The following is a 21,109-nucleotide window of genomic DNA, read 5'->3' on the forward strand; positions in this document are numbered from 1 at the left end:
TAAATATGATACTAAATGAAAGGTTTGAAATAACAGTTGAAAATATAAATTGTAGAAGGATTATTTTTAAATTCGCTTCATGCTTAGAGAAATTGTTTCAAACGACTGGTTTACAATAGGACTTGTAATTGCTTTAATCGCGGTTTCCATAGTTAAATTATTGTATACCAGAAGATTTGAAGATTTTTTACCGGTTTTAGTCAATTCTAAATACCTTAAAATATACACCCGAGATCAAAAATTTATTGACAGTTTTGACAGCCTACTTTTTACGGTCTATATATTAATGACCGGTATTTTTGTTTATATAAGTTTTAATGCCCTTACACAATCAAATATTGTAGATCCCGTAATTTTAGTCAAATTGATATTTGCAATTGCTGCATTTGTTTTAATAAAGGTACTTATTGAAAGGTTAATTGGGAGTTTATTTGAGATAGACCAGTTAATTGATCATTACTTATTTCAAAAAACGGCTTATAAGCATCTAACAGGCCTACTTTTAATACCTTTAAATCTATTTTTTATTTATGTTTTTGAGCCGTCAAAAGTTGCGATTTTAATAGTAATTATAGCCATTATTGGTATTAATATTGCAGGATTCATCACTTCATTTAAGACTTTTCAAAAGTTACTGATTTCTAATTTTTTCTATTTTATTTTGTATCTTTGCGCACTTGAAATCGGGCCGTATATCATCTTATACCATCTGATTAAAAGTTATGAACTATAAATAGAAGCACTTCTTATGAAGGTAAAAACAATTTTAGTATCGCAACCAGAGCCTAAAATCGAGAATTCGCCTTATTTTGATTTACAGGAAAAACAAAAAGTAAAAATAGATTTCAGACCCTTTATTCATGTTGAAGGGGTTGCCGCAAAAGACATTCGTCAGCAAAAAGTTGATCTCAATAATTACACGGCTATCATACTAACCAGTCGTAATTCTGTTGATCATTTTTTTAGAGTTGCCGATGAAATGCGTTACAAAGTACCTGATAATTTGAAATATTTTTGTCAGTCTGAGGCCGTAGCTTTTTACCTTCAAAAATACGTGGTTTACAGAAAACGAAAAATCTATGTGGGTAAAAGAAATTTTGAAGACTTATCGCCGATGATAAAAAAATACAAAGACGAAAAGTTTTTATTACCAACCACCGATAAAGTAAAACCAGACGTTCCTGATACTTTAAATAAGTTAGGTATTTCTTACAAACAAGCTACATTTTATAAAACTGTTATTAGTGATTTATCAGATTTGGCCGATGTGTATTACGATATTTTGGTGTTCTTTAGTCCTTCGGGAATAGAGTCTTTATTCCACAATTTCCCAAATTTTGAACAAAAAGAAACCAGAATAGCAGTTTTTGGTAACACTACTATCAAGGCAGTTGAAGAAAAAGGCCTTAGAGTTGACATCAAAGCGCCAACTCCCGAAACACCTTCAATGACCATGGCTCTTGAAAAATATATTGAACAGGTTAATAAAACAAAATAACTCTATCTTAAAAATAAAAAATGCGACCAAATCCAGGTCGCATTTTTTATTTAAAAGTATTTGATTTCTTACTTTGCTGTTTTTGGCGCCGCGCTTAATATGGCTTCGCTGGCATTGTCTTTAAATTTCTCAAAATTATCAGCAAACGATGTTGCCAATTTATAGGCCGTTTTGTAATAAGCCTCATCGTTATTCCATGTTTTTCTCGGGCTCAATACTTCGGTTGGTACATTTGGACAAACACGCGGTTGTTGCACACCAAACACTGAATGTATATGATAGTTATCCTTATTGGCAGCTTCGAGACTTCCGTTCATGGCGGCCGTAATCATGGCGCGGGTATATTTCAATTGCATTCTGTGCCCAACTCCATAAGGACCGCCGGTCCAGCCGGTATTTACCAACCAAACATTCACACCGGCTTCCTGCATTTTTTTGCTAAGCATTTCGGCATAAACAGTTGGATGTAACGGCATAAAAGGCGCTCCAAAACAGGCTGAAAAACTAGGTTGTGGTTCATTTACACCTTCTTCAGTACCGGCAACTTTTGCTGTATAACCACTTATAAAATGATACGCCGCCTGGCCTGGTGTTAGTTTAGAAATTGGAGGCAACACACCAAAAGCATCGGCCGTTAAAAAGAAAATATTTTTCGGGTTATAACCTATTGATGGTACCTGAATGTTTTCAATATGATAAACAGGGTAGCTCACCCGGGTATTTTGTGTAATGGTTGTATCGGTAAAATCTACTTCACCTTTATCGTCCATTATCACGTTTTCTAAAATAGCGCCGCGTTTGATAGCGTCAAAAATTTCTGGCTCACTTTCTCTGCTCAGGTTAATGGCCTTGGCATAGCAGCCGCCTTCAAAATTAAAAACCGTATTTTCGTTGGTCCAACCGTGCTCATCGTCGCCTATTAATCTTCGGTTGGGATCGGCCGATAATGTTGTTTTTCCGGTGCCCGAAAGTCCGAAAAATATAGCAGTATCTCCATCTTCGCCAACATTGGCACTGCAATGCATAGGCAGCGTGTTTTTAAATACAGGTAAAATAAAATTCAAAGCCGAAAAAATACCTTTTTTAATTTCGCCTGTATAACCTGTACCGCCTACGAGGGCAATTTTTCTGGTAAAGTTTAAGATTGCAAAGTTGTGTTGTCTGGTACCGTCAACTTCAGGATTGGCATGAAATCCCGGGGCATTGATGACCGTCCATTCCGGTGAAAAATTCGCCAATTCTTCTTCATTTGGTCTTAAAAACATATTGTAAACAAATAGGTTACTCCAGGGATATTCGTTTACAACTCTAATGTTTAAATTATAATCGTGATCGGCACAGGCATAGCAATCTCTCACAAAAATTTCTTTGCCCGATAAATAATCAACCACTTTATTATAAAGTTTATCAAAGGCATCGGGTTCAAAAGGCACGTTGATGTTACTCCACCAAACACGATCTTTGGTAATGTTGTCTTTAACAATAAATCGGTCTTTGGGAGATCTTCCTGTAAATTCTCCCGTATTTACGGCAAGTGCTCCGGATGAGGCCTCAGTACCTTGCCCCTTTTCAATAGTAATGTCATGAAGTTCGTCAGGCGATGATTGATATCTGATGTTGGCATTTTTAATACCTAGATCATTTAACGAAATCGTTTTCGTAGCTGGCGTGTATGCTCCCATAAAAAGTTGTTTTGTTTTAGACTGCAAAGCTAAACATATTTTTTAGGAGCCCTAAAATTTTTAACAACTAATCTGGCTGAAATTTAACGAAATTAACCAGTAAAACTACCCAAGATATAATGAGTAAAAGTCCGCCAACAGGCGTTATAAAAGCAATTTTCTTAAAATCGAATGACGTTAAAACATTAGTGGCTAACAGATAAATAGAACCTGAAAAAAATATAACTCCAACCAAAACCAAATAAAAAATAGCATTTTTATAACCGCTACTAATGTAAGTTGAAGTTCCAACAAACAACAAAAACAATGCATGATACATCTGATATTTTACACCGGTTTCAAAACTGGCAATAGCATCGGGAGTTACTAATTTCTTTAAACCGTGAGCGGCAAATGCTCCTAATATGACACTGGTAACACCTAAAACTGCTGCTGTAATTAATATGGTTTTGTTCATAATAAAAATGTAGATGGCCTTAGCCAGTTAAACAGATTTTAATACATTCGTGCCAACAAAGATACAACCTAACTTTTTTATGAGACACATATTAATCATCGGCGCAGGTAAATCTTCGTCTTACCTTATTAAATATTTATTAGACCATTCACAAAACGAGCAACTCCAGATTATTATTGGAGATATTAATCCTGAACAAGCTTCCAAACTCATTCATAATCACCCGAACGCTTCTGTAAAAAAACTGGATGTTTTTAATGCCGAAGATAGAGCTTTAGCTATTGAAATGGCAGATATTGTTATCTCAATGCTCCCGGCGCATATGCATATTGAGGTAGCAAAAGATTGTGTGAGATTAAAAAAACACATGGTAACGGCATCTTACATTAGCGATGCCATGAAAGATTTGCACGATGAGGCAGTTGATAACAATTTGGTGTTTATGAACGAAATTGGTGTGGATCCGGGAATAGACCATATGAGCGCCATGCAAGTAATTGACCGCATAAGAGACAATGGTGGTAAAATGATACTTTTTGAGTCGTTTACCGGTGGTTTGGTAGCTCCTGAAAGCGATAACAATCTGTGGAACTATAAATTTACCTGGAACCCAAGAAATGTGGTGCTTGCCGGACAAGGTGGCGCGGCAAAATTTCTACAGGAAGGCAAGTTTAAATACATTCCATATCACCGACTGTTTAGACGGACAGAATTTTTGGAAATTGAAAATTATGGTCGTTTTGAAGTGTATGCCAATCGCGATTCGCTTAAATACCAAAGCGCCTATGGGTTAGATAATATAAAAACACTCTACAGAGGTACCATGAGACGCGTAGGCTTTAGCAAAGCCTGGAATTTATTTGTTTTATTGGGCATGACCGATGATAGTTACATTATTGAAGACAGCGAAAATATGAGCTACCGCGATTTTGTCAACGCCTTTTTACCTTATAGCCATACCGATTCGGTTGAGCTGAAATTCCGTCATAATTTAAAAATTGACCAAGATGATATTATCTGGGATAAACTGGAGGAATTAGATATTTTCAGCAGCACTAAAATGGTTCATCTGAAACGCGCAACGCCGGCGCAGATTCTTCAAAAAATATTGATGGACAGCTGGACTTTGAGTCCAATCGACAAAGATATGATTGTGATGTACCATAAATTTGGTTACGAGAAAGACGGCAAAAAACATCAAATAGATGCCAGCATGGTAGTTATTGGCGAAAATCAAACTTACACGGCCATGGCCAAAACCGTTGGTTTACCCGTGGCCATTGCTACACTGGCTATTTTAAATGAAAAAATCACTACACCCGGTGTTCAAATGCCAATAGCCAGAGAAGTGTACACCCCTATCCTGTCTGAACTCAAAAACCACGACATCCAATTTACCGAAAAAGATTTGCCCTATTTAGGTTACAATCCGTTAAATAATTAAACAAAAAGTATTAAAACTTTAAGTATTTTAGAACTTTCAAATTACAAACATTTAGTTTTAATTAAATGATTTTTGTTTTTTGGGCGTTTACGGGCTTTCCGCACTCGCTCCCCCAAGCATACTTGGGGGGAGCTCAAACAATTGCTGCAATCCCTAACGCAACGACACATTCGTTAACATAAGGTATCTATGAAAATTAAAGACCAAAACATCGTCATAGACGGTATCGATAAAAAAATATTACGCGCCTTAATGCAAGATGCTCGAACATCTGTCTTAGAAATTGCACGAATGGTCGGTATTTCGGGAGCAGCAATTCATCAACGTTTGCGAAAACTTGAAAAGTCGGGTTTGTTGGTAGGTTCAAAATTTATTATCAATCCAAAAGTTTTAGGCTACACCACCATGGCTTATGTAGGCGTTTATTTAGACAAAGCCATGAACAATCCCCAGGCTGTTAAACAACTGGAGAAAATTCCCGAAGTGCTCGAATGCCACTACACAACCGGCCATTGGAGTATTTTTTTAAAATTGCTTTGTAAAGATAATGCCCATTTAATGGAGGTGCTTAATAAAGATATTCAATCTATTTCGGGTGTTTCCCGCACCGAAACCTTTATCTCATTAGATCAACAAATCAACCGACAAATTCAGATATAAAAAAACAGCACCCATAAAAAGTGCTGTTTAAATTTTATTAGGTTTAAAAAATTATCTTCTCCCCAATACTTGCAAAGCCCAATACAATAAAGAGGCTAAAGCGCCAATAGCCGCTACCAGATAAGTTCTGGCTGCCCATTTTAAAGCGTCTTCAGAGCCTTTATATTCTTCAGGCGTTACAATATTTTTGGCTTTTAACCAGGCTAATGCCCTGTTACTTGCATCGTATTCAACCGGTAAGGTTACAAAACTAAAAGCGGTTGCTAATGCCATTAACACCAAACCTAGAACAGCCACATAAAACCCTAAACTATTAGCGGCTCCCAATACCAAACCACCAATTACCAACCACTGAGACATTCCTGACGAAACGCTAACAATCGGTACTAGTTGCGAACGCATTTGTAACCAACTGTAGGCCTGGGCGTGTTGTACCGCATGACCACATTCGTGTGCGGCAACGGCAGCGGCCGCAGCGTTTCGTTGATTATAAACTGCTTCACTTAAATTGACTGTTTTATTTTTAGGGTTGTAATGATCAGTTAATCTACCGGGTGTTGAAATGACCTCAACATCATAAATACCATTATCAGACAACATTTTTTCGGCTACTTCTTTGCCCGACATGCCATTGCGCAATTGCACTTTTGAATAATGCTCAAATTTACTTTTTAACTTGCTACTCACCAGCCAGCTAACAAGAGCAATCCCACCAATTAAAACATAATATCCTATCATATTTTTAAATTTTTATAATATTTCAAATCTAACAATAATTATCAAAAAACAAGCCAAATTCTCGTTAAGAAAATTTGGCAGTAAAAATTTTTTAATTGTTGATTATCAAACTACAAAACCATTCAATCTAATTCAAAACCACATTAAAGGCATCTTCAATTTCTTTGTAAACAATCTTACCATTCACAATATTTAAACCTTTTGCCAAGGTTTGATCTTTTTCGCAAGCTTTTTCCCATCCTAAATTTGCCAACTTCATCACATATGGCAGCGTTACATTGGTTAAAGCCAAAGTGGATGTATACGGCACCGCTCCCGGCATGTTGGCCACACAATAATGTACTACGTCATCGATGATAAATGTAGGATGTTCGTGGGTAGTTGGTTTAGAGGTTTCAACACAGCCACCTTGATCTACTGCCACGTCAACAATTACTGTTCCCGGACGCATATCTTTAAGCATATCGCGAGTAATTAATTTTGGCGCTTTGGCTCCTTTAATTAAAACGCCACCTACGATTAAATCGTGATTGGTAATGCGTTTTCTAATGTTGTATTCGCTTGAAAATTCTGTTACCACATGGTTGGGCATAATGTCGTTAACATAGCGCAATTGTTTCATGTTGATATCCATAATGGTGACGTGTGCACCCAATCCGGCTGCCATTTTAGCCGCCTGAATACCTACAACACCGGCACCTAAAACCAAGACACGTCCGGGCGGCACACCAGGCACGCCGCCTAATAAAACTCCTCGCCCTTTTATGGGTTTTTCAAGATATTTAGCGCCTTGTTGAATGGCCATTCTGCCCGCAACTTCACTCATTGGGGTTAATAGCGGCAAGGAGCCATCTTCACTTTCTACCGTTTCGTAAGCTATGCAAACGGCACCCGTTTTAATCATAGCATTGGTGAGTTCAGAACTGGAGGCAAAGTGAAAATAGGTAAATACCACATGATGTGGTTTAATTAAATTGTACTCAGCCTGAATGGGTTCTTTTACTTTCACAATCATATTGGCAGCCGCATAAACCTCACTTGGTGTATTGAGAATAACCGCACCGGCATCTTTATAGTCCTGATCAAAAAAACCACTTCCAAATCCGGCATTGGTTTCTATATAAACGGTGTGTTTGTTTTTGGTTAGCTCAAAAACACCGGCAGGCGTCATTCCAACCCTGCTTTCGTTGTTCTTAATTTCTTTTGGGATTCCTATTTTCATGATTTAATAGATTAGAAATCAAAAGTCGGTAAAAAAAGTTTACGCTCAACTAAAATTAGTCCATCAGCTAAAAAATATGTTTAAAAGCCACTAACACCCGTTAATTTTAAGGGTTAATATAATTCGATTGTCATTTTAAAAAATATAACCCCTAAAAATTTAGGGGTTAGCGTAATTATTTATTAATACGTAAAGCGCAATCTATCCAACAATATTCACAATCTTCCCTTGTACCACGATGACTTTTTTTGGTGCTCGGCCTTGTAATTGCTCTTGAGTTTTTGCATTGGCCAACACCGCTTTTTCTATCTCTTCTATACTCATATCTAAGGGCAACTCCATGGTAAAGCGGGTTTTACCGTTAAATGAAATTGGATACTCCTTACTGCTTTCAACCAGATATTGCTCGTCAAATTCGGGGAATGGCGCTGTAGAGATAGATTCTTGATGTCCCAAAGCCTGCCATAATTCTTCGGCAATGTGAGGCGCGTAAGGTGAAATTAAAACTAACAAGGGCTCTAAAACAGCTTTACTTGTGCATTTTTGAGCGGTGAATTCGTTAACGGCAATCATAAAAGTAGACACCGAGGTATTGAAAGAGAAATTCTCAATGTCTTCCTCAACCTTTTTAATAGTTTTATGTAAAGTCTTTAAGCTGTCTTTGTTTGGCTCAGCGTTGTTTACTCTTAAATCTTGATCGTCAAAATACAATTTCCAGAGTTTTTTAAGGAAGCTGTGTACACCGCTAATTCCGGCGGTATTCCATGGTTTGTATTGTTCTAACGGACCCAGAAACATCTCGTAAAGTCGTAAACTATCGGCACCGTACTGTTCGCAAATCTGGTCGGGATTGACCACGTTGTATTTGGATTTGGACATTTTTTCGACTTCGCGTTTTACCTTAAACGTCCCGTCTTTTTCAGTTATAAAGAATGCCTCTTTAAAATCTTCTCTCCAGTTTTTAAAAGCTTCAATATCTAATTCGTCTGAAGCATTAACAAATGACACATCAACATGCAATTTATTTATTTGAGATGCCACGACAATATTGACATCTGGAATCTTAGATTTTATTTCATTCAACTTTTCATCAATAAAATCATTAATTACATTATTGCTATTTGAGTTGTGAGCCTCAACAACAATTTCTGAAATTGGAATAAGGTATTTTGTAGGAACTTCAATTTCAAGAAAATTTTTGTTCTCCTTACCATTTATTAGTATCTGAATCCCTAAAACAGAAATAAACGCACTCGTACCCAAAATCATACCTTGGTTAATCAACTTTTTAAAAGGTTCTTCTACCTTAACGAATCTTCGGTCTTTTAAAAACTTGGTCCAAAAGCGCGCATACAACAAATGCCCGGTAGCGTGTTCGCTACCGCCAATGTATAAATCAACATTTCCCCAGTAATTTAATGCGTCTTCTGTTGCAAAAGTTCGGTTTCGATTGGCTTTTTCTTCCATATAACGGAAAAAGTACCACGAGCTGCCTGCCCAACCCGGCATGGTATTCAACTCTAAGGGAAATACGGTTTTGTGGTCTATTAAAGCGTTATCTACAACCGTATTGGTTTTGGTATCCCAAGCCCAAACATCGGCACGACCCAATGGTGGCTCTCCGGTTTCGGTGGGTAAATATTTTTCAACTTCCGGTAAGGTTAACGGTAAGTGTTTTACATCTATCATCTGCGGCATGCCGTTCACATAATACACAGGAAATGGTTCGCCCCAATAGCGCTGACGAGAAAACACCGCATCGCGCAAACGGTAGTTGGTTTTACCTTTGCCTTGACCTATGCTTTCTAAAGCTTCAATGGCTTTTTTGGTCGCTTCTTTGTAACTTAAACCGTTTAGAAAGTCGCTATTATCAATCACTACGTTGTCTTTTGAGCTAAATGCCTGTTCCGAAATATCAACATCTTTAAAAATGTTGGGAATAGGAATATTAAAATGCTTGGCAAAAGCATAATCGCGCTCATCACCACAAGGTACTGCCATTACAGCACCGGTACCATAACCGGCCAATACGTAATCGCCAATCCAGATAGGTATGGGTTCCTTTGAAAACGGATGTTCTGCATATGCACCTGTAAACACCCCCGAAATAGTCTTCACATCGGCCATTCTATCGCGTTCGCTGCGTTTGGCAGTGGCTTCAATGTAGGCTTCAACGGCTTCTTTTTGCTCAGGTGTTGTTATTTTTTCAACCAATTCGTGTTCGGGTGCCAATGTCATGAACGACACACCGAAGATGGTGTCTGGTCGGGTGGTGAAAACGTCAATAACATGTTTTTCTGAAGTAGGAGATTGCTTAGCTTCGCTCGCAATGACGTTGAATGAAACGGTAGCTCCGACCGATTTCCCAATCCAGTTGCGCTGACTTTCTTTTAACGCATCAGTCCAGTCAATGTCGTTGAGACCTTGTAGCAATCTTTCAGCGTAGGCAGAAATACGCATGCTCCACTGGGTCATTTTTTTCCTGACTACAGGATGTCCGCCGCGTTCTGAAACACCATTCACTATTTCATCATTGGCAAGAACAGTTCCTAAGGCCGGGCACCAGTTAACTTCGGTTTCGGCCAAATAAGTTAAACGGTATTTTAGTAGGATGGCTTGTTGTTGTTCTGAAGATAAACCATTCCAATCTTCTGCCGAAAAAATATCAATATCATCATCGCAGGCAGCATTCACATTTGTATTTCCTTCCGAAGTAAATTTTTCAATTAAAGTATCAATGTGCTCAGCTTTATCTAAATTAATATTATACCAAGAGTTAAACAACTCTATAAAAATCCACTGTGTCCATTTGTAATATTCCGGATTTGAAGTGCGAACTTCTCTGCTCCAGTCAAACGAAAAACCAATTTGATCGAGCTGGCGGCGATAGGTTTTAATGTTCTCCTCGGTTGTTAATGCCGGATGCTGTCCGGTTTGAATGGCATACTGCTCGGCCGGCAAACCAAAGCTATCGTAACCTTGAGGGTGCAACACATTAAAACCTTTATGGCGTTTATAGCGCGCGTAAATATCTGATGCGATATAACCCAACGGATGACCAACGTGTAATCCTGCACCACTTGGATACGGAAACATATCTAACACATAATATTTTGGTTTGTCGGAATTATTTTCGGCTTTAAAAGTTTGGTTGTCTGCCCAGTATTTTTGCCACTTTTTTTCAATCTCGTTGAAATGATATTTCATGTGTTTATATTTATTTTTTTATAAGTCACATGCAATGCCAATAAAACTTAATAAATTAGATATTAACTTCATCAATTGGCATTTCATCGCTCTGTACAATTTAAGGCGCAAATTTAAGTTTAATATAACACTATTAAAAGTTTAAAGGCCGTTATAGACAGGTAAAGCAATTTGTTTTTTATTTTTACACGCACAAAACTCTTTTATGGCATCTTCATTTGATAAATTTCAAAAACGAAAATTAGTTTCATCCTATATATCGGTTGTAATAAGTATTGCCTTGGTGTTGTTTTTACTGGGTTGTTTGGGTTTGTTTGTTTTTAACGCCAAGAAAGTAGCCGACCATTTTAAAGAACAGGTTGTTTTAACTATTTATTTGAATGACAGCGCAAAAGAAGTTGAAGTAGATCAACTAAAAAAACGTTTGTTGCTGGCCGATTACACTAAAAACATTGAATACGTCTCAAAAGAAGACGCCGCCGAAATCATGAAAGAAGAAAACGGTGAAGATTTTATGGAGTATTTAGGTTACAATCCGTTACAAAATTCCATTGACGTGCATCTAAAAGCCGATTTTGTAACCAACGATATTATAGACGATATCACCGAAGAATTATCTGAAAAAGATTTTATAGCCGATTTACGCTACGACAAAGACCTTGTGTTCTTAATGAATAACAATGTTAAAAAAATAACCTTTTGGGTATTGGTGATTAGCGCTTTATTTACACTTATCGCGGTCTTGTTAATTAATAGTTCCATAAGACTGGCCGTATATTCAAAGCGTTTTATTATTAAAACCATGCAAATGGTAGGCGCTACTAAATCGTTTATTAGAAAGCCCTTTGTTTATAAAAGTGTTCAACTGGGAGTGATTGGTGCTATTATAGCTTTAGCAGCTATGGGCGTGGTACTTTATTACCTCAACCAAACCTTTCCTGAATTGCAATTGGTAAAAGAACCTTTGTTAATCGTCGGTTTATTTGCAGGTATCTTTATAATTGGTATAGTTATTACCTGGTTAAGTACTTTTATAGCCACCCAGCGCTTTTTAAATTTAAAAACAGACCAATTGTATTACTAGTTTAAAAACTGTTACTTTGCCAAACTGAAGTTTACTTAGTAATTTTCAATCATTTCAAATTATATCATGGGAGAAAAAAAACGAAAAGAAGCCAATAAAAACAACATGATTTTTGGTAAAAAAAACTTTAAATGGATGTTTATTGGTCTCGGCTTTATAGCTTTAGGCTTTATATTAATGGCCGGCGGCGGCAGTAAAGATCCCAATGTTTTTAATGAAGCCATTTTTAGCTGGAGACGCATTAGACTGGCGCCAACTTTGGTTTTAATTGGTCTTGGCCTACAGGTTTATGCCATTTTACTGAACCCAGATAAAGACCAATCTCAAAAATAATCATCTGATAATTTATCAGGCTTGTTCATGGAATTATTAGACGCTATTATTTTAGGTATCGTTCAGGGTTTAACTGAATTTCTTCCGGTATCATCCAGCGGACATTTAGAATTGGGTAAGGCTATTTTAGGCGATAATTCGGTGCCTGAGGAAAGTTTGTTATTCACCGTAGTCGTTCACTTTGCAACTGCCCTTAGTACCATGGTGGTATTTAGAAAAGATATTCTGGATATCATAAAAGGTATTTTAAAATTTGAATGGAATGAGGATATGCAGTTTCTTTCAAAAATTGTAATTTCAATGATTCCTGCCGTAATTATTGGTCTGCTATTCGAAAAACAATTAGAGAAACTCTTTGATGGCAATATTTTACTGGTTGGATGCATGCTACTTATAACTGCTGTATTGCTTTTATTGGCAGACCGTGCCAAAAACACTGAAAAAAAGGTGAGTTTTAGTAACGCTTTTGTAATAGGACTCTCGCAAGCATTCGCTATTTTGCCCGGTGTATCGCGCAGTGGCGCCACCATTTCAACATCGGTTTTGTTAGGAAATGATAAAACCAAAGCGGCCAGATTTTCGTTTTTAATGGTTGTACCGCTTATTTTTGGAAAAATAGCAAAAGATATTTTAAGTGGTGACCTTACCTACGAAAGTTCAACATTTGTGCCGCTAAGTGCCGGATTTTTGGCAGCCTTTGTTGCGGGTTGGTTTGCTTGTAAATGGATGATTAAACTTGTTAGACAAAGCAAACTAACCTACTTTGCTGTTTATTGCAGTATTGTTGGATTAATCGCCATAGGTTTTGCCTTATTTTTTTAATCTATGAATGAAGCAGAAGCATTTATAAACGGACGCGTATTACTGCTAGACAAACCATTGCACTGGACGTCTTTTCAGTTGGTTAATAAAGTACGTTGGGAAATCAAACAAAAATTTAAAATTAAAAAGATAAAAGTAGGTCATGCCGGCACCTTAGACCCCTTGGCTACCGGCTTACTTATTATTTGTACCGGAAAGCAAACCAAACAAATAGACCAGTATCAAGCCCAAGAAAAGGAATATACCGGAACATTTGAGTTAGGTAGCACCACGCCGTCGTTTGATTTAGAAACCGAAATTGATCAAACTTTTGATACCTCGCATCTCACTTCTGATATGATTAAAAACGCCACTCTGCAATTTATTGGAGATATCACACAATTGCCACCGGTATTTTCGGCTGTTAAGAAAGACGGTAAAAGACTGTACGAATTTGCCCGCGCCGGAGAGACTGTAGAATTAAAACCGCGACAGGTATCTATTTCAGAATTCGAAATCACCAAAATAGAGTCGCTTACAGTGCATTTTAGAGTGGTTTGTAGCAAAGGCACCTACATTAGATCTTTAGCCAACGATTTTGGCAAGGCACTTAATTGCGGAGCGCATTTATCTTCATTAAGACGCACCAGAATTGGTAATTTTAAAATTGAAAATGCCCATACTCTTGAGGGCTTTTTAGCAGGCTTGGAATAATTTTTGTTATGGAAACACAAATGACTAATTATGCCGAAGCCAATAATTTATGTTGCAATTATTTCAATTGTTATTCAATCAAAATTACATAGTCAGGAAACCGAAAAAACTTCGGGGATCTTTTATAAAGCTTCGTTAGCTACCACCATTTCGGTGAATGAAAACTACGAGATTTTTGATGAAGATAGTGGTACTTTTTTCGTTCCCAATTCTATTTTTGTTAACAATACAATTGGCTATCAGTTTGATACACGCTCAATGTTAGGTCTTAACGTTGAATACAATTACCACGGCAACAACAGATTGCATTTTTTGCCAATCCATTTAAGCTTTCAGTACAACGTTTTGCAATTCGACGATAATTTTTTTCTCCGCGGTAGTTACGGTCGTTTGGTTGGTATCAGTAAAGATTTTGAAACCGGTACTTTTTATCGGGTTGGCGCCGGTTATCAATTGTTCGATGCTAATTTTAAGAATTCATGGCACTTCGGATTAGATTTTACGCGTAAGCGATTTGGTTTCAGACAAACCGAAAAACTCAGCAGTGTATCTATTTTTTTGGAATTCATGTTGTTTTAAACTATTTTTCCGTTGCAAACGTATATAGTGTATGCAAGTTTCAAATAAACATCTGGCAATGTTAATTACTGTTTTCTGTACAGCAAACATAGTATTGACTTTGTTTTTATTTGAAATAAAATTAAAGGAAGAACCCTTAGCCGAAACTGTATTCGATTTTAATGCATTAACCGAAGAGGAAGAACAATCCTTACCTAAATTAAGCACTACGCTTCCTTCTACCAACAGCGCCTTTAACGAAGACCAGGATTTTAAAGATATCATGCAAAACTTTAAAACCGTCAACACCGAAACTCCGGAAACCGAAAAAGAATTAGAAGATCTCAACGACAATCAAAATTTCGAAGAAACCCTTATCGAATCTCCTGAAATAGCCAAACTATCAGACAACGACAAACAACAATTTGCCGCATTAAGCGAGGTAGTCAAAAACCTAAAAACCAACAGCAAAAAACAAGTCAATGCCAACAGCAGTATGACTTATTCATTAAAGGACAGGCAGATTTTAAGTTATAAAACACCGCGGTATTTGTGCGAAGACAGCGGTATTATAGTAGTTAATATCACTGTAAATGCCCAAGGTATGGTTACTGATACTTACATAAACAGTACGTCTACTTCAAAAAATCAATGTCTAATAGACCACGCATTAGAGTATGCAGCCAACACCAAATTTAGTGCTGCCAATAAAGCGTCTCAAATTGGTTCAATAACGTATTCTTTTCAAGGGAAAAACTAAACCCCAAGCATTACAAGTAAATCCTCAATAATATTTTGACCTTTATTTTTATTGTACCAGGCCTGAAGTTGGCCTTTAAATTCGTCGGTTAGGCTGCCATGGGTTGATTTAAAATCTTCTACCATTGCTGTGGCTTCAGATGGCCTTGGTCCAAATGTGTTTACCACTTCGTTGGTGTCATTATCGATCATAATTAACTTGGGAATTGACTTACCGCCATTGGTTAAAAACCTGTCCATCAATTCAGGGTGTTCATCTCTAAAAACCAATTTTAAACTGATATTGGGATTAAGCTCTGCCACTTTATTAATAATTGGAATAACATGCGCCGCATCGCCACACCAGGTTTCGGTGAGTACCAACCAGGTGACATGTTTATCAAAGCTTTGAATTCTGCTTTTAACCCCATCAGAAATGGTGATGGTTTTATCCCATCGTGCCATGCGTTTTTGATTGAGTTTGGTATATTCAACCAAAGCCGGTGAGGCATCTACGCCACTGCTGGCTTCAATAGCCACCAAATCGCTAATGAGTTCTGAATATTCCTTATAGGTCAAGGCTGTTTTTAAACTGGCTTTAATAATATGATCTAAACTATATGCGACTACTACATCCATATTTTCAAATTTTGAATGCAAATTTATTTGCTTTGTTGTGAAATATTAGTGACTTTAGTCACATTAGTATCATTTTTTTTGATTCCTTACATACTTTTATCTTTTAGTTGAAGTTAAATGCTATTATCATGACCAAAAAACGCTGTGGATGGTGCGTGGGCAACGCGCTTTACGAACACTATCACGACACCGAATGGGGCGTGCCGGTTTACGACGACCAAACGCTATTTGAGTTTTTATTATTAGAAACTTTTCAGGCCGGATTGAGCTGGATTACCATCTTAAAAAAACGAGAAAATTTCCGACAAGCTTTCGACGATTTTAATTACGAAAAAATTGCTCTGTACAAACAACCTAAGTTAGAATTATTAATGCAAAACCCCGGAATTATAAGAAACAAACTAAAAATAGCCTCGGCGGTGACCAATGCCCAAGCGTTTATAAAAGTTCAAAATGAATTTGGTAGTTTTAGTAACTATATCTGGAAATTTGTGGACGGACAGCCTATTAAAAACACGGTTGAAAACCATAAAACTGCACCGCCTACAACTGCATTAAGTGATACTATTAGTAAAGATTTAAAAAAACGGGGCTTTAAATTTGTGGGCTCCACAGTGGTATACGCCCATATGCAAGCTACTGGTATGGTCAACGACCATGAGATAGATTGCTTTAGATATCAAGAAGTTTAATGCAACAAATACTTTAAAAACTCTTGCCTGCTAATATGTTTTGCCCCTAAACTCTCCAAATGCTTGGTGTGTAACTGGCAATCTATTAACCGGTATTTGTTACTTTGAGCCAACCAAATAAAAGCCATTTTACTACTGTTGCTTTTTAGGCTAAACATACTTTCGCCACAAAACACCTTGTTACCCAAATCAACACCGTACAAACCACCAACCAGCTCGTTTTGATCCCAAACCTCAACCGATTTGGCAAATCCGGCGCGATGTAAATTAATGTAGGCATCGATCATACTTTTTCCAATCCAGGTGCCTCGCTGACCATCTCTTTTAATGACGGAGCAATGCTCAATAACCTGCTCAAAAGCTTTGTTTTCGGTGATTTGATAAGTGGTTTTTCGCATAAATTGCTTCATGCTTTTACTCACTTTCAAATCCTTGGGAAATAACACAAATCGCGGGTCTGGCGACCACCATAAAATGGGGTCTTCGTCATTAAACCACGGAAAAATACCTGTGGCATAAGCATGAATAAGTCGCTCAAGGGATAGATCGCCACCAATGGCCAATAAACCATCTCTTGTGGCTTCGTGATGAGCGGGAAATTGTATGGGTTTTCCTAAAAACTTCATAATTAAAATTAATTATAACGATGAAGTTGGGTTTAGGGCGTTAAAAAAACTAAATTCTTTTGTTTATTCAAAGAAAATATTGATATTTGAACTGACCTTTGTTTAATAAATTTTGTTCATCATTGCTTTTTTGAGTTTGTTTGTAAAGGTCAAAACCTAAAACCACAACATTAAAGTCCCGTAATAGCTTGCGGGACTTTTTTATTTTCTAGTCCTTTTTAAAACGGTAAATCGTCGGGATCTTCATCGTTTAAATTAGAAACCGGCTCAAAAGCATCGTTTGGCGGCATTGGTGGCATTTCGGATGAAGATGCATCGCTTTGTAAAGCCTCAATTCTCCAGCCTTGTATAGAGTTAAAATACTTAACTTCTCCTTGGGGACTGGTCCATTCTCTGCCGCGTAAATTAATACTAATTTTAACGTTTTGGCCAACCTGATAATTATTGAGTAAATCTGTTTTATCTTGAACAAATTCTACCATCAGGTCTTGCGGATACTGTTCTTCGGTAGTTACCACAATTTCTCTCTTTCTAAACCCACCGGTTCCAAATGTTTGGGTTTCTCCTATCTTTTTTACTTTTCCTTGTATTTCCATACTATTTAACTAATCTAATATTTAAAAATTTATTTATTCAATATTATCTGAAAGCAATAACTTCCAGGCACTTTCAACGTCGCCAAAACTGAGATAATTTCTGGCCATGGTTTGACGTTCGCGATGAGACATGGTGCTAATGTCGGGATATCTGGTACTCACATCTTTTACAAATTCTTCGATGGCTTGTTTAGTTGGTAACTCGCTTATATTACCTAACATTCCCAGATCGTTTCCGGTTAAAATCATGCTATTTTTGATGTGATCTGGCATGTTATCGACGCCAATTCCCAAATTTCTGATGGGTTTTGGTATTTCAAAAAACCCGTTTTTTGCACGACTGTAGTAGTTACCACCTGCACGAGCAACCAAATCCAGCGCTTCTTGATTGATAGTAAGGTCTTCGTTTAAAACCTCATCGGCCACATGAAATTTCACCACTTCGCAAATAATCATATTCCCGGCACCGCCTTCGGTTCCCAAACTAATAATATCATTCACCTTACATTCAAATTGCACCGGAGCTTCGGCAACTCTAAATGGTTTTACCTCATCAGACGGTAACATGGTAAGTCCGGCCTTTTCAAATTCATTTATACCTTTATCATACTCGGTACTGCTTAACGACATTTGATGAACCAAATCGTAATTCACTACGTTAATCACCACTTCTTTCACCTCCTGCACATTTTCCAGCGTGTGTTTATTGGTATTGTCTCTCACGCGGCGAGCCGGCGAAAACACTAAAATAGGCGGATTAGAACTAAACACATTAAAATAGCTAAAAGGTGATAAGTTTGGCCTGCCTTGCGCATTGATAGTACTTGCAAATGCAATGGGTCTTGGCGCCACGGCACTCAGCAAGTAAGCGTGTAGTCTGGCTGTAGATAAATCTGCCGGATTTAATGAAATCATCTTTTTGGTTCGATTTTCAACAAAAGTAAACAATGTAAGTCTGCTTTAAAAGAAATTTAGAAACAGAAACGCATAATATTATTAACATAATTCTGTTATATTTATCCAAAAACCAACTGAATGGCGATACACGTAAACAGGAATTTTATTCGCAGTGCCTTTGTGCTGATATCATTGATTATTGTTTCGTTAATTTCGTGGAACACCTATGTGTTTTTTCAAAAATTCAAGGCCGAAGAGCGCGTAAAAATGGAAAACTGGTCTTTTGCACAAATTGATATCGCCAAGAACTTAGAGTCTGACAGCAATCAGGATATTGGCGAATTACCGCTTCAAATTATATCGAGCAATCAAACCACGCCCATGATTACCGTAAGTAAACGCGGTGAATATAATTTTAACAACATAGACGAAGAAAAAGCCCGAGACACCACTTACGTTAAGGCCTTAATAGAAAAATTCAAAAAAGAAAACAAACCTATTGAAATTAGGTACGATGGTGAAGTGCTATCGACCATTTACTATGGTAACTCGCCTTTGCTTAATAAACTAAAATACTACCCAATGGCTTTGGTTTTGATTATAGTATTGTTTGCTGCGGTGGCCTATTTTTTCTACCGAAGTACCAAAACAGCCGATCAAAATAAACTTTGGACAGGGATGGCGAAAGAAACTGCCCATCAAATTGGTACACCGTTGTCTTCTTTAGTTGGCTGGAGCGAAATTTTAAAAGCCGAACAGGTAAATCCCGAGTATTTGGTAGAAATTGAAAAAGACATCAACCGCCTGCAAACTATTACTGAGCGCTTTAGTAAAATTGGATCGATTCCTAATTTAGACGAACAGGATATTGTAGCTGCCACCAAGGAATCTTATCAGTATTTAAAGTCGCGTTCTTCAAAGCTTATCAAATTTGAAATATCGGTACCAAATGAAACTATTTTTGTAAAACTCAACGAACCACTTTATAGTTGGACGATTGAAAACCTGGTAAAAAATGCCATTGATGCCATGAAAGGCAAAGGCACCTTAACCATCCATATTGAAAACGACCAGAAATTTGTGCATATTTTAATTAGCGATACGGGCAAAGGCATTTCAAAAAATCTGTTTAAAACCATTTTTGAACCAGGATACACCAGCAAAAAACGCGGCTGGGGATTGGGATTATCACTGTCTAAACGAATCATTGAAGACTACCACCAAGGAAAAATAAAGGTAAAACACTCTGAAATTGGAAAAGGTACAACGATGCAGATTTCTTTGCGGGTGGTTTGAGAAAGGTAGTTGAGTTGGTGAGTTAGTGAGTTAGTGAGTGTTGGCTAAAGTAATTAGTTGTTAGTTATTTAGTCGTTCCGGGACTTCTTTAAAGTTTAGTTGCAACCCTTTATTTCAATAAAATTCAAAACTAAATAAATCCCGCAATATCCTTGGCAATCCTATCAAAATCCTCAGATTCTAATAATGTTTTATGAGTAAATTTTGCATCGTCCATGCTACGTAGCGGAATTAAATGCACATGTACATGCGGTACTTCTAAACCAATCACCGTCATGCCCACACGCTTACAAGGAACAGCCTTTTCTAAAGCAATGGCTACTTTTCTTGAAAATGCCATGAGTTTTAGATATAAGTCTTCGTCTAAATCGAAAATTTTATCAACTTCAACTTTAGGAATACAAAGCGTGTGTCCCGGGGCATTGGGATTGATATCTAAAAACGCCAGAAATTGATCGGTTTCGGCTACTTTATAAGCTGGAATTTCACCTGAAATAATTTTTGAAAATATGGATGCCATGATTGATACAGATGGTTTTACCAAAAATAAAAAAAGATTCGCCCAATCAGAAGAATCTTTTGAGATATATTTCAATAAATGCGATATATTTCAATAAAAATTATCGGCTAATCTCTAATATTTCAAATTTTAAGGTACCGTTAGGCACTTGAATTTCGGCAATATCTCCCACCTTTTTACCCAACAAACCTTTACCAATGGGCGAGCTTACCGATATTTTCCCGGTAGCTAAATTGGCTTCGCTTTCGGCAACTAAGGTGTAGGTCATTTCCATACCATTGGTTTGGTTTTTAATTTTCACTTTAGATAGCACCAAAGCTTTCGAGGTATCTAATTGCGACTCGTCTATAATTCTGGCATTGGCAACCACTTCTTCTAATTTTGAGATTTTCATCTCCAGCATGCCTTGTGCTTCTTTGGCGGCATCGTATTCGGCATTTTCGCTTAAATCGCCTTTATCGCGCGCATCGGCAATGGCCTGAGAGGCTTTTGGACGCTCTACATCTTTTAAATAATTGAGCTCATCGCGCAATTTTTTTAATCCTTCTTCAGTATAATAAGATACTTTACTCATAATGTCATCGTTTTAAAAATATAAAGCCACTTAACTTTAAAAAGCAAAGTGGTTAATGCAAAAAATCCCGCTTGCACGAGATTATCTTTGCAAATATACAAAATATTATGGTATGCTGTATTTTATTGTAAAT

The 21,109-nt window shown here is 37.2% G+C and carries 23 protein-coding genes; 12 read left to right on the forward strand and 11 right to left on the reverse strand.

Annotated elements, in window-relative coordinates:
- Positions 1-79: 79 nt before the first annotated feature.
- Together FJ651_RS03630 and FJ651_RS03635 are read left to right on the forward strand one after the other, a co-directional pair.
- Entirely contained in the window at positions 80-733 is a 654-nt protein-coding gene (locus FJ651_RS03630) for a DUF4271 domain-containing protein (protein WP_140989053.1), read from the forward strand.
- 15 nt (positions 734-748) lie between these two features.
- Entirely contained in the window at positions 749-1,498 is a 750-nt protein-coding gene (locus FJ651_RS03635) for a uroporphyrinogen-III synthase (RefSeq protein WP_140989054.1), read from the forward strand.
- A 68-nt stretch (positions 1,499-1,566) separates the two neighbouring features.
- Here the strand turns inward: FJ651_RS03635 and pckA are convergent, their stop codons facing one another.
- Positions 1,567-3,180 carry a phosphoenolpyruvate carboxykinase (ATP) gene (gene pckA / locus FJ651_RS03640; protein WP_140989055.1) on the reverse strand — a complete coding sequence of 538 codons (1,614 nt, stop codon included), beginning with the start codon at positions 3,178-3,180 and terminating at the stop codon, positions 1,567-1,569.
- 67 nt (positions 3,181-3,247) lie between these two features.
- Positions 3,248-3,637, reverse strand: coding sequence for a DUF423 domain-containing protein (locus FJ651_RS03645; RefSeq protein ID WP_140989056.1), 390 nt, complete (start codon positions 3,635-3,637; stop codon positions 3,248-3,250).
- Between the two features lie 61 nt (positions 3,638-3,698).
- Between FJ651_RS03645 and FJ651_RS03650 the strand changes: the two genes are divergently transcribed.
- Together FJ651_RS03650 and FJ651_RS03655 are read left to right on the forward strand one after the other, a co-directional pair.
- Entirely contained in the window at positions 3,699-5,081 is a 1,383-nt protein-coding gene (locus tag FJ651_RS03650; RefSeq protein ID WP_262710585.1) for a saccharopine dehydrogenase family protein, read from the forward strand.
- A 189-nt stretch (positions 5,082-5,270) separates the two neighbouring features.
- Positions 5,271-5,741 carry an Lrp/AsnC family transcriptional regulator gene (locus FJ651_RS03655; protein WP_140989058.1) on the forward strand — a complete coding sequence of 157 codons (471 nt, stop codon included), beginning with the start codon at positions 5,271-5,273 and terminating at the stop codon, positions 5,739-5,741.
- Positions 5,742-5,792: 51 nt separating this feature from the next.
- Here the strand turns inward: FJ651_RS03655 and FJ651_RS03660 are convergent, their stop codons facing one another.
- From FJ651_RS03660 to FJ651_RS03670, 3 genes are all read right to left on the reverse strand, one after another.
- A complete protein-coding gene (locus FJ651_RS03660; protein WP_140989059.1) occupies positions 5,793-6,479 on the reverse strand; it encodes a zinc metallopeptidase in 687 nt (228 codons plus the stop codon).
- A gap of 127 nt (positions 6,480-6,606) precedes the next feature.
- On the reverse strand, positions 6,607-7,701 hold the full coding sequence (gene ald, locus FJ651_RS03665; RefSeq protein WP_140989060.1) for an alanine dehydrogenase: 1,095 nt from the start codon (positions 7,699-7,701) through the stop codon (positions 6,607-6,609).
- A gap of 201 nt (positions 7,702-7,902) precedes the next feature.
- Positions 7,903-10,908 (reverse strand): leucine--tRNA ligase, encoded by a 3,006-nt coding sequence (locus FJ651_RS03670; RefSeq protein ID WP_140989061.1) that lies wholly within the window; start codon positions 10,906-10,908, stop codon positions 7,903-7,905.
- Positions 10,909-11,113: 205 nt separating this feature from the next.
- On the opposite strand from FJ651_RS03670, the gene FJ651_RS03675 reads away from it, so the two are divergent.
- From FJ651_RS03675 to FJ651_RS03700, 6 genes are all read left to right on the forward strand, one after another.
- Entirely contained in the window at positions 11,114-11,992 is an 879-nt protein-coding gene (locus FJ651_RS03675; RefSeq protein WP_140989062.1) for a cell division protein FtsX, read from the forward strand.
- Positions 11,993-12,058: 66 nt separating this feature from the next.
- On the forward strand, positions 12,059-12,325 hold the full coding sequence (locus FJ651_RS03680) for a DUF3098 domain-containing protein (protein ID WP_140989063.1): 267 nt from the start codon (positions 12,059-12,061) through the stop codon (positions 12,323-12,325).
- A gap of 27 nt (positions 12,326-12,352) precedes the next feature.
- Complete coding sequence (locus tag FJ651_RS03685; RefSeq protein ID WP_140989064.1) at positions 12,353-13,147, forward strand: undecaprenyl-diphosphate phosphatase; 795 nt, start codon at positions 12,353-12,355, stop codon at positions 13,145-13,147.
- Positions 13,148-13,150: 3 nt separating this feature from the next.
- On the forward strand, positions 13,151-13,840 hold the full coding sequence (gene truB, locus FJ651_RS03690; RefSeq protein WP_140989065.1) for a tRNA pseudouridine(55) synthase TruB: 690 nt from the start codon (positions 13,151-13,153) through the stop codon (positions 13,838-13,840).
- Between the two features lie 30 nt (positions 13,841-13,870).
- Positions 13,871-14,419, forward strand: a complete 549-nt coding sequence (locus FJ651_RS03695) for a hypothetical protein (protein ID WP_140989066.1) — start codon at positions 13,871-13,873, stop codon at positions 14,417-14,419.
- A gap of 58 nt (positions 14,420-14,477) precedes the next feature.
- On the forward strand, positions 14,478-15,158 hold the full coding sequence (locus FJ651_RS03700; protein WP_140989067.1) for a hypothetical protein: 681 nt from the start codon (positions 14,478-14,480) through the stop codon (positions 15,156-15,158).
- Here the strand turns inward: FJ651_RS03700 and FJ651_RS03705 are convergent.
- Positions 15,155-15,775 (reverse strand): thioredoxin family protein, encoded by a 621-nt coding sequence (locus FJ651_RS03705; protein WP_140989068.1) that lies wholly within the window; start codon positions 15,773-15,775, stop codon positions 15,155-15,157. The two genes, FJ651_RS03700 and FJ651_RS03705, sit on opposite strands and share 4 nt — an antisense overlap.
- Positions 15,776-15,903: 128 nt before the next feature.
- Here FJ651_RS03705 and FJ651_RS03710 point away from each other — a divergent pair, with 128 nt between their 5' ends.
- On the forward strand, positions 15,904-16,467 hold the full coding sequence (locus FJ651_RS03710; protein WP_140989069.1) for a DNA-3-methyladenine glycosylase I: 564 nt from the start codon (positions 15,904-15,906) through the stop codon (positions 16,465-16,467).
- Here the strand turns inward: FJ651_RS03710 and aat are convergent.
- The 3 genes from aat to FJ651_RS03725 all read right to left on the reverse strand — a co-directional run bounded on the left by aat (position 16,464) and on the right by FJ651_RS03725 (position 18,604).
- Complete coding sequence (gene aat / locus FJ651_RS03715) at positions 16,464-17,093, reverse strand: leucyl/phenylalanyl-tRNA--protein transferase (RefSeq protein ID WP_140989070.1); 630 nt, start codon at positions 17,091-17,093, stop codon at positions 16,464-16,466. The two genes, FJ651_RS03710 and aat, sit on opposite strands and share 4 nt — an antisense overlap.
- A gap of 218 nt (positions 17,094-17,311) precedes the next feature.
- Positions 17,312-17,689 (reverse strand): DUF3127 domain-containing protein, encoded by a 378-nt coding sequence (locus FJ651_RS03720; protein ID WP_140989071.1) that lies wholly within the window; start codon positions 17,687-17,689, stop codon positions 17,312-17,314.
- 33 nt (positions 17,690-17,722) lie between these two features.
- Complete coding sequence (locus FJ651_RS03725; protein ID WP_140989072.1) at positions 17,723-18,604, reverse strand: flavin reductase family protein; 882 nt, start codon at positions 18,602-18,604, stop codon at positions 17,723-17,725.
- A 120-nt stretch (positions 18,605-18,724) separates the two neighbouring features.
- On the opposite strand from FJ651_RS03725, the gene FJ651_RS03730 reads away from it, so the two are divergent.
- Positions 18,725-19,882: a sensor histidine kinase gene (locus FJ651_RS03730; protein ID WP_140989073.1), complete on the forward strand. Its 1,158-nt coding sequence runs from the start codon at positions 18,725-18,727 to the stop codon at positions 19,880-19,882.
- Between the two features lie 130 nt (positions 19,883-20,012).
- On the opposite strand, the gene FJ651_RS03735 is transcribed toward FJ651_RS03730, so the two are convergent.
- Positions 20,013-20,402, reverse strand: a complete 390-nt coding sequence (locus FJ651_RS03735) for an HIT family protein (protein ID WP_140989074.1) — start codon at positions 20,400-20,402, stop codon at positions 20,013-20,015.
- Positions 20,403-20,502: 100 nt separating this feature from the next.
- On the reverse strand, positions 20,503-20,976 hold the full coding sequence (gene greA / locus FJ651_RS03740) for a transcription elongation factor GreA (RefSeq protein ID WP_140989075.1): 474 nt from the start codon (positions 20,974-20,976) through the stop codon (positions 20,503-20,505).
- Between the last annotated feature and the right edge of the window lie 133 nt (positions 20,977-21,109).

Origin of the sequence: Paucihalobacter ruber, from assembly GCF_006494535.1 — a bacterium.
GTDB lineage: Bacteria > Bacteroidota > Bacteroidia > Flavobacteriales > Flavobacteriaceae > Paucihalobacter > Paucihalobacter ruber.

Excerpts from the sequence above, each read along its gene's own strand:
- FJ651_RS03645 (WP_140989056.1), bottom strand. The coding sequence starts at position 3,637 with ATGAACAAAACCATATTAATTACAGCAGCAGTTTTAGGTGTTACCAGT.
- FJ651_RS03735 (WP_140989074.1), bottom strand. The coding sequence starts at position 20,402 with ATGGCATCCATATTTTCAAAAATTATTTCAGGTGAAATTCCAGCTTAT.
- FJ651_RS03730 (WP_140989073.1), top strand. The coding sequence starts at position 18,725 with ATGGCGATACACGTAAACAGGAATTTTATTCGCAGTGCCTTTGTGCTG.
- FJ651_RS03630 (WP_140989053.1), top strand. The coding sequence starts at position 80 with ATGCTTAGAGAAATTGTTTCAAACGACTGGTTTACAATAGGACTTGTA.
- greA (WP_140989075.1), bottom strand. The coding sequence starts at position 20,976 with ATGAGTAAAGTATCTTATTATACTGAAGAAGGATTAAAAAAATTGCGC.
- FJ651_RS03705 (WP_140989068.1), bottom strand. The coding sequence starts at position 15,775 with ATGGATGTAGTAGTCGCATATAGTTTAGATCATATTATTAAAGCCAGT.
- FJ651_RS03685 (WP_140989064.1), top strand. The coding sequence starts at position 12,353 with ATGGAATTATTAGACGCTATTATTTTAGGTATCGTTCAGGGTTTAACT.
- ald (WP_140989060.1), bottom strand. The coding sequence starts at position 7,701 with ATGAAAATAGGAATCCCAAAAGAAATTAAGAACAACGAAAGCAGGGTT.
- FJ651_RS03635 (WP_140989054.1), top strand. The coding sequence starts at position 749 with ATGAAGGTAAAAACAATTTTAGTATCGCAACCAGAGCCTAAAATCGAG.
- FJ651_RS03725 (WP_140989072.1), bottom strand. The coding sequence starts at position 18,604 with ATGATTTCATTAAATCCGGCAGATTTATCTACAGCCAGACTACACGCT.
- FJ651_RS03655 (WP_140989058.1), top strand. The coding sequence starts at position 5,271 with ATGAAAATTAAAGACCAAAACATCGTCATAGACGGTATCGATAAAAAA.
- FJ651_RS03680 (WP_140989063.1), top strand. The coding sequence starts at position 12,059 with ATGGGAGAAAAAAAACGAAAAGAAGCCAATAAAAACAACATGATTTTT.
- FJ651_RS03660 (WP_140989059.1), bottom strand. The coding sequence starts at position 6,479 with ATGATAGGATATTATGTTTTAATTGGTGGGATTGCTCTTGTTAGCTGG.
- FJ651_RS03675 (WP_140989062.1), top strand. The coding sequence starts at position 11,114 with ATGGCATCTTCATTTGATAAATTTCAAAAACGAAAATTAGTTTCATCC.
- pckA (WP_140989055.1), bottom strand. The coding sequence starts at position 3,180 with ATGGGAGCATACACGCCAGCTACGAAAACGATTTCGTTAAATGATCTA.
- FJ651_RS03710 (WP_140989069.1), top strand. The coding sequence starts at position 15,904 with ATGACCAAAAAACGCTGTGGATGGTGCGTGGGCAACGCGCTTTACGAA.
- FJ651_RS03720 (WP_140989071.1), bottom strand. The coding sequence starts at position 17,689 with ATGGAAATACAAGGAAAAGTAAAAAAGATAGGAGAAACCCAAACATTT.
- FJ651_RS03670 (WP_140989061.1), bottom strand. The coding sequence starts at position 10,908 with ATGAAATATCATTTCAACGAGATTGAAAAAAAGTGGCAAAAATACTGG.
- truB (WP_140989065.1), top strand. The coding sequence starts at position 13,151 with ATGAATGAAGCAGAAGCATTTATAAACGGACGCGTATTACTGCTAGAC.
- FJ651_RS03695 (WP_140989066.1), top strand. The coding sequence starts at position 13,871 with ATGCCGAAGCCAATAATTTATGTTGCAATTATTTCAATTGTTATTCAA.
- FJ651_RS03700 (WP_140989067.1), top strand. The coding sequence starts at position 14,478 with ATGTTAATTACTGTTTTCTGTACAGCAAACATAGTATTGACTTTGTTT.
- aat (WP_140989070.1), bottom strand. The coding sequence starts at position 17,093 with ATGAAGTTTTTAGGAAAACCCATACAATTTCCCGCTCATCACGAAGCC.